This is a genomic window from Pseudomonas hunanensis, assembly GCF_013393325.1.
Classification (GTDB): domain Bacteria; phylum Pseudomonadota; class Gammaproteobacteria; order Pseudomonadales; family Pseudomonadaceae; genus Aquipseudomonas; species Aquipseudomonas putida_P.
The window spans coordinates 35041-48800 of sequence record NZ_QJRC01000099.1 but is presented as its reverse complement, the minus strand read 5'-3'; the positions used below and the strand labels follow the sequence as shown (position 1 = coordinate 48800).

The following is a 13760-nucleotide window of genomic DNA, read 5'->3' as shown; positions in this document are numbered from 1 at the left end:
ACGACGTGTACCAATCTCAGATGGCAACGATCAGAACGCGTAAAAAGGCCGATGGCAGCACCAGCTACCTCGTCCAGATCCGGATTAATCGCGACAAGGTGACAGTCTACCAAGAGAGTCAAACGTTCGCCCGCAAACAGGCTGCGGTGGCCTGGGCGAAGCGACGGGAAACCGAGCTAGCTGAACCTGGTGCTATCGAGCGAGCCACCCGGGAAGGGCATACGGTCAAGCAGATGATCGACCGTTACCTGGTGGAGGCAGAGAAAGCCCGGCCGTTGGGCGAGACGAAGCGACGCACGCTGAACGCCATCAAGAACAGCTACCTGGGGGAAAAGGTCGACTCCGACATCAGCCAGCAGGTGCTGGTGGACTATGCCCTCTGGCGCATGAGTCCAGAAGGCGGGGAGGTCAAGCCGCAGACGGCCGGCAATGATCTGGCGCACTTGGGCTCGGTGTTGTCGCTGGCCAGGGCAGCTTGGGGCTACGAGATCAATCCGCTAGCAATGACTGATGCGCGCCTGGTGCTCAAGAAGTACGGCTACAACATGAAAAGTCGGGAGCGAGATCGACGGCCAACCTTGGATGAACTGGATAAGGTGCTGAAGCATTTCTTTGAGATGCTGCAGCGGCGCCCCAGCGTGATTCACATGCCCAAGGTCATGGCGTTCGCTATCTTCTCAACGCGCCGAATGGACGAGATCGCCCGCATCCTTTGGGAAGACCTGGACGAGCACAGGCAAGCTGTGAAAGTGCGCGACATGAAAAACCCCGGTCAGAAGATCGGCAATGACGTGTGGTGCTACTTACCGGATGAGGCTTGGATTATCGTGCAAAGCATGCCGCGTGAGTGCCCCGAGATATTTCCATATAACACTGACTCCATTGGTACGGCATGGTCTAAGGCGTGCAAGATGACCGGTATTGAGGATCTGCACTTTCATGACTTACGTCACGAAGGGGTGAGTCGGTTGTTTGAAATGGACTGGGATATACCGAGAGTTTCAAGTGTTTCGGGGCATCGTGACTGGAACTCGATGCGGCGCTATACCCATTTGCGTGGGCGAGGGGATCGGTACGAAGGCTGGAAGTGGTTGGATCAAATTATCCAGGCGCCGGTTAAGCTCGGCGCCCGGGTTGAAAGTTAACGGTCTCTATAGGATCTGTTCAGCTGCGCGCATTCTTTGCGCGCAGCGTCTCGTTGTTGGTCAAGGTAAGACGCGAGATCCGCGATGTGAACGCCCCTGGCGCTTTTCTGGCTGCCTTCAAGCCTGGTTATAGGGAGCTGGATCTGGCCAGCTAGTACTTTGCGCTGGAACATGTCGGGTGTGAGGTGCGTGAAGTAGTCGGCGCATAGCTGTTCAATGGAAATGATGGCTTTTCCGTTGTATTGCGCCATCAGCACGAAAGCGGTGTTCATGCGCGTCTCCCCAGTGCTCGCTTTGCTGCCACGTTGGCCATGTAGGCTGCCCATTTATCGCCCTCGCGCAGTTGGCGGATCCGACTGCATTTCGAGTGTCGTCTGGTCGACCTACCTTTGCCGCAGACATCGCAGATGGCGGGCAGGTCGAGGCTGTGCGAGGCCATTGGTGGGCGGATGCGTGGGGGAGTTTGGTTAGCCATGCGCCACCTCCTGGGCCTGCTGTCGATCAAGGCGCTCCAATTCAGCCAGGATCAATGCTCCCGCTTTGATGAGCATTTGCCGCTGAGATTTGGGCTTCCACATTTCTGCAGCCCATGGCCAAAGTGCAGGGGCATCCGTACGTTCGGCATACGGTAGGCTCCCAAAGTGGGCCCAGGTGGCGTAGGCGCTGGCAGCGTCTGCAAGCTGTCCTGTTGTGTACTGGTCATCTTGTTCCGCTGTATAGCCCTCAACCATGATCTGACGAACCCGCTCGGTCAGGACCTCCCGGGCCACGAGGTCGGTCCCGCGTCCACCCTGTGAAAGAGTAATGTTGAGGTCGGGCTTGCAGCCCTCCACTTGGTTTAGGTTGTGTTTACCCGCCGCGCCGGCGCAGGGCATGCCGGGATGCGGATTGAGGCTCTCGGGCTTGCAGCCCTCGGCGTTTATCGGGTGGTGGCGCTGGCACTCGCGTTTTTCACCATCCACCGTGCCTGCTTTGTAGCCAGCCAGGAACACCAGATAGTCGTTGTGGGTGCGGTCGTCGGCGAAGCCGGAGCTGTCCTTTTCCAGCTCGCGCTGGGACAGGCCGAGGGGGTTGAGGCTAACGAACAGGTCTCGTGGATCGATGCTCATTACTTGCGACCTCGCATGATGATGAAGCCAGCTGCCTGGCGGGCCTTGGAGCACTGGTCATGATTGCCCTTTACGCGAGCCTTGCCGCAGATGTCGCAGATGAACGACATGGCGGGGCGCAGCAGGGGTTGCATGCCCTTCGGCGTCCGGGTAGTCGGGATGTAGGTCCGTGTGGTGATCACAGCGAATACCTCTCATGGACTCGGCGAGCGTTGGGGCTCAAGGCCAGACGCTCAAGGTTCGTGGCGTTGTTTGCGGTCGCTAACGTGCCTGTCGCTGGGTGGCTGGCAGTGCTGCTGCGGTGCAACTCGGCCAGTGCGACGATCAGCGCCACGGCGAGCGCAAGGCTGATCAGCTTCCAGGTGCGTGTCGGGTTAGGCATGTCGGCGGCCCTCATTGAGCTGGCTGAGCACCTGCTTGCTGGCCAACTCGAACAATTCGTCGGGGGAAACCGGCGTGACGGACTGCTCGAAGTTGCGCACGGCATCAAGCCGCGTGCGATACAGTCCGGCCTGGCCGAGCCAAGCGACGAGGCTGGCTGCTCGGCTATTCCACAGGTCGGCGAGGCCTGCCTTCTCACCAAACACGACACGAGTGCAGGCGTCGCACCTGCTGCAGGCGATCACATCGCCGCCGTGGTTCGGGTCGCGGTCGTCTTCTATCGTGAACCGATTCGCAGGGCTGCCGCAGAACGGGCAGGGGGCAAGAATCTGGTCGTTGCTCATACGACTGTCCCCTGCTGGCGTGCGATCTGCATCGCCTGGTCGAAGGTCATTGCACGGCCTTTAAAGTGCCAGTTAGGGTCGCACTCACAGCTCAGTAGCAGCGTGTTGAGCAGGGGCGCTGGCTTACCTGGTGCCCAGTTATCGAGCACGTCGCGCAGGCCGAGAGCTTTGGCGATGGCCTGGGCATAGGTTGTCTTCCCGCAGCCAGATGGGCCGTGAACAAGGCAGCTGCGTGGGTTTTGGTTCGTCATGCTGCCACCTCCGCGCTTGCGGCACTGGCAGGGGTTTCGCGCAGTTGGGTGTGAATGCGTTTAGCCAGACCGTCCAGTCCAACGGCTTGTAGCCTGGCGCGTGATGCCTGCTGAGTTGCCTTCATTGCGGTTAACGTCCGCTCGGTGAGGCTCAGGGTTTCCAAGGCGCTGATGAGCAGCTCGTAATCCGCCCTGGTCACTGCCAGTCCGGTATACGACATGATCCTGGCTTCGAGCTCGCGGACGTTGCCTTTGAGATGTGCTACAGCCATGTGGTGCTTGCGCTGGCTCGCCTCGGCTTGAACTCGGGCTTCGTCCAGGTCCACTTGCAGGCTTTGTATCTGCAATTTCAGATCGGCTTGCAGACGCTGTTTCCCGATTTCCAAGCCCCTGTTGAAGGCACGATGCCGAGCTTTCGCGAACAGGAAAGGCAGGATGGCCAGGGTGACTAGGAAGATGATGCCCAAGGAAAGAACTTGTTGATGCGGTTGCATGTGCTGTGCTCCAAAAGTAGCCCTCCGCCGTTGGTGTGAGAGTCGGCGGGGGCTATAAGCCCCTGATGGCCGGGGCCGCCTGGTCAAGCAGATTGGGTCGAGCGTTCGGCCTGCCGGTCGAGATATGCGGCAAGGTTGTGCAGGTAGATCACGTGCTGGGCTTTCTTCGAGCTGTCGATCTTGCTCAGCTGAAGGTCAATACGGCCTTTGTTGATCAGCTCTTTGAACCGCCTGTCTGACCCGATGTGGGGGAAATATCGCTCTCTGACAGCAGTGAGCGTTGGGCAGGGGGTGGTCCACTCGCTGCGGAGCTGTTCCAGCGTACTCATGCGCATTTCCCGATACTGTCAGGGCTGGGCCGAAGCTTCGCGCGGACTGCTGCTGCGAGCTGCTCTTTACTGGCTCCCGTAACTGCAGCGCAGACATTGCCCTGGTCGTCAGTCACGACAGCGCCAAGGGGAAGCTGTCGGTTGACGGTGGCGATAACGTAGGCTGTCTGACCTGTCTGCAGGACCTCTTCAACGCTGACTTGCGCCTCCATGAGAGCAAGCGCTTCTTCCGTCTGGGCTGCGGAGTCAGCTCGGCCATTCGCGATGTCCTGCACAAAATCTCTTAAGGACTGGCACTTGGTGGAGAGGGCGCGCGGAAGTTTCAGACTGCTGCAAAGCGGACCAAGGGTCACCTTGATGCTGTGATGGGTGCTGTCATTTTCGATCTCGATCTGTGCATCGACCGAGGCTTCAGGGCGCTGCAATTTGCAGGTCGCAGTGCCGCCGTTATCCAAGGTGCGTTGCAGCAGCATGATCTGGCGAAGGGAGATCCTGAATTCGCTCATGCAGCACCCCCATTGGCAGGTACAGCATGGGCTTTACCTTCGAGCGTGACGACCAGCTGCAAGCCGGTGCTGCGCTGGAATGCCTGTATTTTCGCCACGCTGCTGCAGGCGGTTGGATGGATCAGGATTGCCACTGATCCGTTGTGCTGTGCTGATTTCATTCTTCGTGTCCTTGATGTGAGAGAGGGGCACGAAGCTGAAATTAGCAAAAGCTAAATAATTGTTCAATAGCATATGCTAAATTGTATGGGCGTGGTCGCGCCCCGGCGGATGGCCGGTAGGACACAACCCGAGGAGGCGTTAGAGCTTTTTCGCGTTCCAGGCCAGTAGGACACGGGCCTGGATATGCATCCGCTCGATCATCGACTCGTCGATGGTAATCGGCGGGTAGACAGGATTATCGGAGATCATTCGGAGCTGGCCTCCAGTCAGACGCTGCAGGCGTTTGATGTAGAGATCGCCGTCGAGGGTGAAGACATAAATTGCGTCTGTCTTCACCTCGGTGATCCCGCGATCCACAAGCAGGGCATCGCCGTCAGCGAATGTGCCAGACATGCTGTCGCCATCGCCAGTGATGATCGCCAGGTTATCGATGTTGGAAAAACTAAGGCCCTGCATCCTGAGCCAGTCTAGGTGAACCGTCATGTCGCGGATGACTTCAATGTGCATTTCCGGGGCTGCCTTGCCATGCCCCATAGAAGCCGCGACATCGAGATGCGGAATCAGAACGTAGTTCTTGTCCTTTGCTGCCCTGGTGGGCAGGCGAACCACGTTGGTTGGGGCTGCGATGGAGGGTTCCTCCATTGGAGGAGATGTCAGCGTCCCTGCTACAAGCCCAATCTTGAGCTCGAGATTAAGCGCAGCCTTTTCCCCCAGCTTGCGGTGGCCGTTGAGCAGTTGCGACAGGTACGACGCGTCTAGGTCGTGAGCCTCGGCGAATTCCTTCTGGCTCAGGTTCCCCATGATCGTACGGAGGGAGGCGATGCGCCTTTCGTTAATGTCCATCTGCAGATGATTGCTTTCCGTTAGCAAACAGTAAATTACGAGTTGCTATTGCCTTCATAATTAGCAATTGCTAATCTGCTGGGCATTGGAGGTGTCTATGACGCTTAGCGAATATTTGAAAACGATAGACAAGGAAGGGGTCGACGCCCTCGCACGGCACTGCGGAACATCGGTCGGCCAACTGAAGCAAGTGGCTTATGGAAACCGCCGTGCAGGTGCGGGGTTGGCTGTCAATTTGGATCGAGAAACGGGAGGGGAGGTTACTTGTGAGTCGCTGCGACCGGACATTGACTGGGGATACTTAAGGCAAGGAAAGGGGTTAGAACGCTGAGCCAGGACTCTCACCTCCCAGCCCAGCTATGACAGTACGAAGCACCATCACTCTCGTCGGCCGGTGGCCTCTCTCACAAGTTCAGCCGGACGACTATTACCAAATGCCATGCCCGCACAGCACGCAAGGCACAGCACACAGGTCGTGGTCGTAGGATAGGTCTTACATGATCCTATGACTAGGCCGTAAACCGAGGATTTACGGTTATGAGCAGGATTGATCTTTTGCCGGGCGCAGGTCCGGTTCTCACTTTGCGACAAGCGCTCTATCGCGCGGGTCGTGATTATCACGGCGGTATCACCAGGCTGGCCTTTGACATGGGGCTCGAGGTGGATGCCCTGCAGAAGAAGTTGCACCATGCCGACGACCGCCGCTGGCCAACCCCCGACGAACTGGAAGAGATCGTGCAGTGGACCGCTGATCCGCGGCTGCTCGATGCACTGGTTCGTCCTGCCGGTGCGGTCTGGTATCGCCCCAAGCCTGTGCCTGCTACCAACGATGCCTTGCAGGCGGTTGCGAAGCTTCTGGCCGAGTCCGGTCAGTTCGTGGGTAGCCTGCATGATGGGGCCTCGGACAACGTTTGGACCTTGTCGGAGGTGTTGAATCTGGAGCAGCGTGGCATGGAAGTTATCCGCCAAGTTCTTGCCATCATGGCGGGCGCGCGCGAAGCCATGGAGGACGCAAGCCATGGCTGATGCCGTCGATTTTGCCAATGACCGCGCTGAGTATTTCCTCCAGTTGTCGCTGCAGCGTCTTGCGCGGCTCCCGGTCAAGCCAAGCGCGCAAATCTGCGAAGACTGCGATGAGCCCATCCCGCTGGCCCGTCAATTGTCAGTCTCCGGTTGCGAAACCTGCATCGATTGCCAAGAGTTGCGGGAGCGCCGGAGATGAGCGACCGCCCAACTCCTACCACAGCTGATTGGGCGCGGCGTTACATTGAAACCTTCGGTCTGGCTCTGGTTCCTATCGAACCGGGTGAAAAGGGGCCGAAGGGGGCCGGATGGAACAAGCCTGGTGGCTATTTCACGAATGCCTCGAAGGCGGAAGCGTTCTGGACCACGAGCCCGAATCACAACCTCGGTGTTGTGCTCGGGCCGAGTGGTGTCTGCTCGCTCGATGTTGATGATGTCGAGCTGACCCGACAGGTGCTGCAGCAGACGCTTGGACTCGATGTCGATGCACTCGCTGACGCATACCCTACCTCCGTGGGCAACCCTGAACGATTCCGCGTGATGTTCCGCGTCCCTGAGGGGGTGGAGCTGAGTCGCCATGCCCTGGTTTGGCCAAACAAAAACGACCCGGATGGCACCATCTACAAAGGGCTCATGGCGCAAGTGAAGGCTGCCATGGACGAGGGTGATGCAGACCGCGAGGCCGCCTTCCGCATGGCGGCTGAGCCTTTCAAGAAAGTGACGGTCTTCGAGTTGCGAGGTGGCCTGGTGCAGGACGTATTGCCACCTTCCATTCACCCAGGCACTCGCAAACCTTACATATGGCGTACCCCTCCGGCATCTGAAGGCTTGCCAGAGCTGCCTGCCGACTTGTTGGCCATCTGGCAGGATTGGGATGAGTTCAAGCCGAAGGGGGAGGGCGTTTGCCCGTGGAAACCGAAGGCGGCAACGCCTGCGCCTGCAGCTCGTCCCATGGCCAAGCCATCAACAGCTGCAGCACGATCTGGTGATCGGCTCCCCGAGGTTATCCCTGAATTCAATCGCATCCATGACATCGCAACGATGATTGAGGCGCACGGTTACAAGCGCATCGATGGGAAGTGGTTGAGCCCGCACAGCAGCTCAGGCCTGCCCGGTGTGACAATCACGGAGGGCAAGCTCTACTCGCATCACACCTCGGACCCGCTAGCGAACGGACACAAGAACGATGCGTTCGATGTGTTCTGCATCCTGATGCACGACGGCGACCAGAGGGCTGCGACTAGGGCGGCAGCTCGGATCCTGGGTATTGACGCGAAGTCCCGTCCACCGGCACCGCCGCCATTGGGCGAACTTCCCCGTGCCCCATCGGTGGTCGAGCCGGCCGAGCTGCCTCCGGTCGTCGATAGCAATGTCGAGCATCTTCCCCGCACCCCATCGGACGTCGAGGCCATCAGCCCGGCCGACTCCTCGGCCACCGGGGGGGTGGGGGGAGATGCCCTGGATATTGATGCTGCGATGCGCCGATTTGCCCTGGTCGAAGGTTCCACGAACGTATGGGACTTGGACAAGGGACGGTCGATGAAGCGGACAGGCTTCGAGGCCTTGGTCGGCAAGCCACTCTCGAAAGCGTGGATGGAGCGGACCGACAAGAAGCTCATCGCCTCCGAGCAGGTGCAAGAGCTTGAGCAGGCCCGGAAGATGTCCAGCAAGAAGGGTGGAGCGCTGAAGCTTGAACCGCTCGACCGGTACATCTACATCGATGGGACAAAAGAGGCCTGGGATCGCGAGAAGAAGCGTCGGTTGCCCGAGGGCAGCGTCAAGATGGCCTTGGGGGATGCCTATCAGCTCTGGCTGAACAGCCCGGAGCGGCGGGTGGTGGACGTCGATCACATCGTGTTCGACCCAACGATGACCAAGGACCCGGCGATCTACATCAACACTTTTGAGGGCTTGCCGCTTGAGCCGGTCCGTGACGATGCAGCGTGCGAGAACCTGCGGTGGCTGATCTCATTCCTTTGCAACAATGACGCCGAAGCGTTGGATTGGCTGGTCAAGTGGCTGGCCTACCCGCTGCAGCACATGGGTGCAAAGATGGACACCGCGATTCTGTTCCACTCAACCATGGAGGGCTCGGGTAAGAGCCTGCTGTTCGCGGACGTCATGGGCGAGCTGTACGGGCGTTACGGTGCCACTGTTGGTCAGGCGCAGTTGGAGGGCAACTTCAACGCCTGGCAAAGCGGCAAGCTTTGGGCCGTGTTTGAAGAGGTTGTGAGCCGTGACCAGCGCTACAACCAGGTAGGCAAGATCAAGCACATGATCACCGGCAAGACGGTGCGCATGGAATCAAAGTTCATCAACGGCTGGGAAGAATCCAACCACATGAACTCGGCGTTCTTGAGCAACGAGATCATGCCGTGGCCGATCAGTGAAGACGACCGCCGGATGCTAGTGATGTGGCCAATGGAGACCCTACCCGCCGAAAGGCAGAAGGCTATCGCCCGAGAGTTGGCCAACGATGGGGTGGCAGCCTTGTACGGGTGGCTGCTCGATGTCGACCTTGGGGATTTCAACCAGCGCACGCGCCCGCCAAAAACTGAAGCCCGCCAGAGGCTTGTTGAGCTGAGTCGCACTGCTTGGCAGACCTTCTTCTACCTCTGGCGAAACGGCGAATTGGGGCACGGTCTATGGGGCTGCTGCCTGACTTCCGATGTGTACGCCATGTTCCTTGAGTGGTGCTCCCACAACAAAGAGAACTCCATGAGCCACACGAAGTTCTCGCTGATGTTAAGCGCGAAGGTGGAGAAGACACGCCCTATCCCCTGGACTGATGGCAGTTCTCGCCGATTTGCGGCGTTCTTTGTGCCCAGCGAGGGTGATCCTTCCCTGCCCCCATCCATGAAGTCGGCCGAGCTGGGCAAGACCGTTGTCGAGTGGCGTGCCCGAGCAAAGCTGGCGGGCTGGAGCGTGGACAGTTGGGACCACATCAAGAGGCTTGCTGCATGACTCTGCCATTAAGTGTGTTGGGTGTGTTGGGTTTGTGTTGGGTTGGTTTTGGTAAGCCAACACACATTCAGGCCCCGGAATCTGTGGCTTTGGGGGTATGTGTGTTGGGTGTGTTGGGTTTGAGCGCACGCGCGCGCGCGGGACTTTTTTTAATCGCTGAAATCGAAGGGGGAAGAAATCTCTATGCGAACCCTGAAAAACCCAACACACCCAACACACTCAACACAGTTACTTCCAATCCATTGAATTCATTGGGTTCTGAGTGTGTTGGGTTTGTGTTGGGTTTGCCAAATGCGTGTTGGGTACTGGTCGGGGAGGGCTGGCGATGACGAAGGACCAAGGATTGCGCCTACAGGGGCAGGTGGATCGCGCGCTGCACCGCATCGATATGGCGGCACTTATCGACCAGTCCGAACGCCTGCGCCTGGTTGCCGAGCTGATGAAGCATTGGGGAGAGCGGCGTGGGCAGCTTGGGCTGGATGCCAGCTTGGGCAGTCAAATGGGCAGCATCATGGAATGGAAGGGAGCTGCACCGCGCGGCGGCTCGTCCGGTTCGCGAATTCTGGTCGGCGGTGCAGGCCTTGATCACGCGGCAGCAGAGGTTGACGCGGCAGTAGTCCAACTGGAGCGGCGTGATCCGCGCGGGGCTACGCTGGCCAAGCTGGCCCAACTGCGCTACCTGCATGGAGCAACGGTGCGCGAACAGATGCGCGAGGTTGGGCTGGCTGAGGACGCAGACCGGACCTACCGGAACTGGGTCAAGGCCCTTCACCTGCAGGTGTTTGCCATCCTGGCCGCCCGCGCAGGTCGCGTCCGCCAGCAGACCGTTCGTCGGGTCACTATGCGACTTGCGTGCAACATTGATGCGACATAGCCACCACATGGCGACTAACCGAAAATAGGCCCTTTTCGGTTTTTCCGGTGGCATGTAAAAAGGCGCCACGATATCAAAAGTGCGCTTAGGCGCTTCCCCCACAAGCACTGTGCTGTGCAGCCGCTCCGACCTGTCGGTGCATCGAGAACCCTGCCATCTGGCGGGGTTTTCTTTTTCCGGCGCCGTGCTTTGCCAATGAGGCTTACATGAACAGCGAGCAACAAACGTTAGCCGAACTGCCGATCTGGATGGTGATCGTGCTGTCCCTGGTCGGCGGTGTTTCGGGAGAAATGTGGCGGGCGGACATGGCGGGTGCTCGCGGTTGGGGGCTGATTCGCCGGTTGGCGTTGCGCTCTGGTGCCTGCGTGACCTGCGGTCTTTCGACCAACATGCTGCTGTACGCACTTGGTGTTTCGGTATGGGCGGCAGCAGCGGTTGGTTGCTTGGCTGCGATGGCTGGCGCCGATGTCGCTATCAACCTCTATATGCGCTGGGCCGCGAAGCGTCTGGGGCTGGAGCAGGCGCCGCCCCAGGCCGGCGAGCCGGGGCAGTGACCCGGCCGGCAGCCCCGGCGGGGCAGGGGACCCTGGCGGTATGGCCGGGGTACGGGACGGGAAACCCGCGGCTCTTCGTTAGCGGGAGGTTCACCAGCTTAGTGAACTGCGGTGAACTGGTTAACCCCTTGAATCTATTGGGTAAACTGGACTTTTGAGCATGATCTACCTGACCAAATCGGAGTTCGCCGCCCGACGCGGATGGTCGAAATCCTACGTTTCCAAACTGGCCAGTCAGGAACGCTTGGTACTCGCGGACGACGGCAAGGTCGATGTTGTGGCCACTGAGGCGCTACTGGCCGAGTCAGCCGATCCCAGCAAGGCAGCCGTCGCGGCCCGGCATGAAGAAAACCGGGTGGAGCGGGATGTGCGCAGCCACCTACAACCAGGCGGCGACACACCTGCGGTGCAGCCACTGGTCCAGCAGCCAGGCAAGGGCCTGGACTTCCAGAAAGCAAGGGCGCATCGCGAGTTCTACCTTGCCCAGCTAGCCGAGGCGGAGTTCAACAAAGTTCAGGGCAACCTGGTTGAGCGCAAGGCGGTGGAAGACGCCGCTTTCGCAGCTGGCCGTACGCTCCGAGACCTGATGTTCGGTCTTGCTCCGCAGCTCGCTGCCGAGCTGGCGGGCATGAGCGATTCCTGGGAAATCGAAAAACGCCTGACGGGCGCCTTCCGCCAAGTCTTCGAAGACGCGGCCAAGATGAGCGGCGCCGATCTCAACCAAGCCATGACACAGAGCTGAACCTATGCCCACCGGATACGCGGACGGTGCGAAGGTGTACCGCGAAGCGTATGGCCGGGGGCTAACGCCCGACCCTGAATTGTGGGTTGACGAATGGGCTGACGAGTACATGCGGATCCCGCGTGATACCGGTGCAGCCGAGCCCGGCAAATACCGCACAGCACGGACGCCGTATGCACGTGAACCCATGCGCTGCCTGTCGCCAGCGCACCCCTGCAAGCGCGTCATTACCATGGTCGCCTCGCAGCTGATGAAAACGCAGATCGCCCTGAACTGGATCGGGGCGCTGATCCACATGGCTCCGTCCAACATCCTGACGTTGCTGCCCAGTCTGGCCTTGGCCAAGCGGGTGTCGGCGCGGATCGGGAAGACCATTGCCGCCACTCCTGAACTGAAAGCGCGTGTGGCTGCCTCCCGGTCGCGAGATGCTCGCAACACCATGGATACCAAAGAGTTCGAGGGCGGTACGCTGTATGCGACCACCGCTGGTTCGGCCTCCAACCTGGCCGAGCTTGCTGCGCGATACATCTACGGCGATGAGATTGACCGCTGGGACGTGGACGTCGATGAGGAGGGTGACCCCGTCGATCTTGCCGAGACGCGGGGCAGTACCTTTGGACGCAATGCCAAGTTCTACTTCTCCAGCTCGCCGACTATCAAGGGTGCCTCACGCATCGCCGATCTGTTCGAGACCAGCGACCAGCGTTATTACTACGTGCCCTGTCCAACCTGCGGTCACATGCAGGTGCTAGAGTGGGAGCGTCTGCTGTACTCCGCTGATTTCCAGACCGTCCACTACAAATGCTCCTCACCCGACTGCGATGTGCTGATCGAGGAGCACCACAAGGGTGAGATGCTTGCCCAGGGGGAATGGCGCTCGCACGCCCAGGGCGATGGCGAAACTGTGGGTTTCCACCTCAACGCGCTGTACGCCCCGCTCGGTTGGACCTCATGGGCTGACCTGGCCAAGCAATTCGAGAAGGCCAAGCGCGCCCAAGACCGAGGTGACCTCGAGCCCATGCAGGTGTTCTATAACACCCGTTTAGCAAAGGTGTGGGATAGCGCGGTAGAGCAGACCAAGGCCGAAGTCCTGCAGGCCCGAGCGTTGCAGGAGAACTATGTGCTCGGGACCGTGACCGTTGGCGTGCTGGTACTGACCTGTTCCGTCGACGTGCAGGCCAACCGTTTGGAGGTGATGATCATCGGCTGGGGCGCTGGGATGGAGCGCTGGATCGTTGACTTCAAGGTCATCCCTGGTGATCCCGCAGATCAGCGTACCTGGGAGCTTCTGGATGACCTATTGAAGGTGCGATACCGCCATCCTTGCGGCGTCGCCCTGGGCATCCTGGCTACGGGTATCGACTCCGGCGGTCATCACACCCATGAGGTGTATCAGTTCTGCCGCGTGCGCCGTTGGCGCAACGTCTTTGCGTTGAAAGGCGCAAGCAAGCCTGGGCGCCCCGTCATCGCTCAGCGACCCTCCCTTGTGGATGTCACTTGGCGAGGGCAGACCGAGCGCAACGGCGCCGAGTTGTGGATGGTCGGTACCGACACGGCCAAGGACTGGATTTACAACCGTTACAGCTTCGAGTCGGGGCCTGGTGCTGTGCACTTCGCCAAGGACCTGCCGGACGAGTTCTTCCAGCAGTGCGTGGCCGAACGCAAGATTGCCCGCTACGTGAAAGGGTACAAGCGAATCGAATGGGTCAAGGGCAAGGCCGACCGCAACGAAGCGCTGGACCTTCAGGTGTACAACCTGGCCATGGCGTACTACCTCGGCCTGCATCGTTACGGCGAGCAGGATTGGGAGAAGCTGCGCCAAGCCTTGGCCCAGGCGAACCTGTTCGAGGAGCCGACACCTGCGAAACCGCCGGCTACTGAGCAAGAGGACGACGAAGCCGATACCGAAGGCGAGTCGCAATCATCGGCTCAGCCATCAGCCCGGCCCGCTCCTACGGCCGCGCCAACGGCGCCCCGCCCGGCACCTCAACCAATGCAACGCCGCAGCTCGAGCAGCGGCTATCTGAAGAGACGCTGAC

21 protein-coding genes are annotated in these 13760 nt (G+C 59.7%); 10 read left to right on the top strand and 11 right to left on the bottom strand.

What is annotated here, in order from left to right; translation table 11 throughout:
• Positions 1-20 precede the first annotated feature (20 nt).
• Complete coding sequence (locus DM807_RS24255) at positions 21-1145, top strand: tyrosine-type recombinase/integrase (protein ID WP_179028069.1); 1125 nt, start codon at positions 21-23, stop codon at positions 1143-1145.
• Here the strand turns inward: DM807_RS24255 and DM807_RS24250 are convergent.
• The 11 genes from DM807_RS24250 to DM807_RS24200 form a co-directional block, all read right to left on the bottom strand.
• Positions 1142-1417: a pyocin activator PrtN family protein gene (locus DM807_RS24250; protein ID WP_179028049.1), complete on the bottom strand. Its 276-nt coding sequence runs from the start codon at positions 1415-1417 to the stop codon at positions 1142-1144. The genes DM807_RS24255 and DM807_RS24250 overlap by 4 nt on opposite strands.
• A 195-nt stretch (positions 1418-1612) precedes the next feature.
• Positions 1613-2254, bottom strand: coding sequence for a hypothetical protein (locus DM807_RS27830; protein ID WP_179028048.1), 642 nt, complete (start codon positions 2252-2254; stop codon positions 1613-1615).
• A complete protein-coding gene (locus DM807_RS24240; RefSeq protein ID WP_179028005.1) occupies positions 2254-2436 on the bottom strand; it encodes a hypothetical protein in 183 nt (60 codons plus the stop codon). Before DM807_RS24240 ends, DM807_RS27830 begins: the two co-directional genes overlap by 1 nt.
• Entirely contained in the window at positions 2433-2636 is a 204-nt protein-coding gene (locus tag DM807_RS24235) for a hypothetical protein (protein ID WP_179028047.1), read from the bottom strand. The genes DM807_RS24240 and DM807_RS24235 overlap by 4 nt, the downstream gene beginning before the upstream one ends.
• Positions 2629-2979, bottom strand: coding sequence for a Lar family restriction alleviation protein (locus DM807_RS24230; protein ID WP_179028046.1), 351 nt, complete (start codon positions 2977-2979; stop codon positions 2629-2631). The genes DM807_RS24235 and DM807_RS24230 overlap by 8 nt, the downstream gene beginning before the upstream one ends.
• Entirely contained in the window at positions 2976-3230 is a 255-nt protein-coding gene (locus tag DM807_RS24225) for an AAA family ATPase (protein ID WP_179028045.1), read from the bottom strand. Before DM807_RS24225 ends, DM807_RS24230 begins: the two co-directional genes overlap by 4 nt.
• On the bottom strand, positions 3227-3724 hold the full coding sequence (locus DM807_RS24220) for a hypothetical protein (protein ID WP_179028044.1): 498 nt from the start codon (positions 3722-3724) through the stop codon (positions 3227-3229). Before DM807_RS24220 ends, DM807_RS24225 begins: the two co-directional genes overlap by 4 nt.
• An 83-nt stretch (positions 3725-3807) precedes the next feature.
• A complete protein-coding gene (locus tag DM807_RS24215) occupies positions 3808-4053 on the bottom strand; it encodes a pyocin activator PrtN family protein (RefSeq protein ID WP_019096608.1) in 246 nt (81 codons plus the stop codon).
• On the bottom strand, positions 4050-4559 hold the full coding sequence (locus DM807_RS24210) for a hypothetical protein (protein ID WP_070087206.1): 510 nt from the start codon (positions 4557-4559) through the stop codon (positions 4050-4052). The genes DM807_RS24215 and DM807_RS24210 overlap by 4 nt, the downstream gene beginning before the upstream one ends.
• Positions 4556-4720, bottom strand: a complete 165-nt coding sequence (locus tag DM807_RS24205; RefSeq protein ID WP_156676014.1) for a hypothetical protein — start codon at positions 4718-4720, stop codon at positions 4556-4558. The genes DM807_RS24210 and DM807_RS24205 overlap by 4 nt, the downstream gene beginning before the upstream one ends.
• A gap of 139 nt (positions 4721-4859) precedes the next feature.
• Positions 4860-5564 carry a LexA family transcriptional regulator gene (locus DM807_RS24200; RefSeq protein ID WP_056806586.1) on the bottom strand — a complete coding sequence of 235 codons (705 nt, stop codon included), beginning with the start codon at positions 5562-5564 and terminating at the stop codon, positions 4860-4862.
• A 97-nt stretch (positions 5565-5661) separates the two neighbouring features.
• On the opposite strand from DM807_RS24200, the gene DM807_RS24195 reads away from it, so the two are divergent.
• The 9 genes from DM807_RS24195 (at position 5662) to DM807_RS24155 (ending at position 13759) form a co-directional block, all read left to right on the top strand.
• Positions 5662-5895, top strand: a complete 234-nt coding sequence (locus tag DM807_RS24195) for a transcriptional regulator (protein ID WP_082477177.1) — start codon at positions 5662-5664, stop codon at positions 5893-5895.
• 206 nt (positions 5896-6101) lie between these two features.
• On the top strand, positions 6102-6590 hold the full coding sequence (locus DM807_RS24190) for a phage regulatory CII family protein (RefSeq protein ID WP_161751002.1): 489 nt from the start codon (positions 6102-6104) through the stop codon (positions 6588-6590).
• On the top strand, positions 6583-6786 hold the full coding sequence (locus tag DM807_RS24185; protein WP_019096614.1) for a TraR/DksA C4-type zinc finger protein: 204 nt from the start codon (positions 6583-6585) through the stop codon (positions 6784-6786). Before DM807_RS24190 ends, DM807_RS24185 begins: the two co-directional genes overlap by 8 nt.
• Complete coding sequence (locus DM807_RS24180; protein ID WP_179028043.1) at positions 6783-9551, top strand: bifunctional DNA primase/polymerase; 2769 nt, start codon at positions 6783-6785, stop codon at positions 9549-9551. Before DM807_RS24185 ends, DM807_RS24180 begins: the two co-directional genes overlap by 4 nt.
• On the top strand, positions 9548-9880 hold the full coding sequence (locus tag DM807_RS24175) for a hypothetical protein (RefSeq protein WP_179028042.1): 333 nt from the start codon (positions 9548-9550) through the stop codon (positions 9878-9880). The genes DM807_RS24180 and DM807_RS24175 overlap by 4 nt, the downstream gene beginning before the upstream one ends.
• Entirely contained in the window at positions 9877-10425 is a 549-nt protein-coding gene (locus DM807_RS24170; protein ID WP_179028041.1) for a hypothetical protein, read from the top strand. The genes DM807_RS24175 and DM807_RS24170 overlap by 4 nt, the downstream gene beginning before the upstream one ends.
• A gap of 206 nt (positions 10426-10631) precedes the next feature.
• Positions 10632-10979, top strand: coding sequence for a phage holin family protein (locus DM807_RS24165; protein ID WP_125854740.1), 348 nt, complete (start codon positions 10632-10634; stop codon positions 10977-10979).
• 160 nt (positions 10980-11139) lie between these two features.
• Positions 11140-11721, top strand: a complete 582-nt coding sequence (locus DM807_RS24160; RefSeq protein ID WP_179028040.1) for a terminase small subunit — start codon at positions 11140-11142, stop codon at positions 11719-11721.
• A 4-nt stretch (positions 11722-11725) separates the two neighbouring features.
• Positions 11726-13759, top strand: coding sequence for a phage terminase large subunit family protein (locus tag DM807_RS24155; protein WP_179028039.1), 2034 nt, complete (start codon positions 11726-11728; stop codon positions 13757-13759).
• Position 13760: the final 1 nt, after the last annotated feature.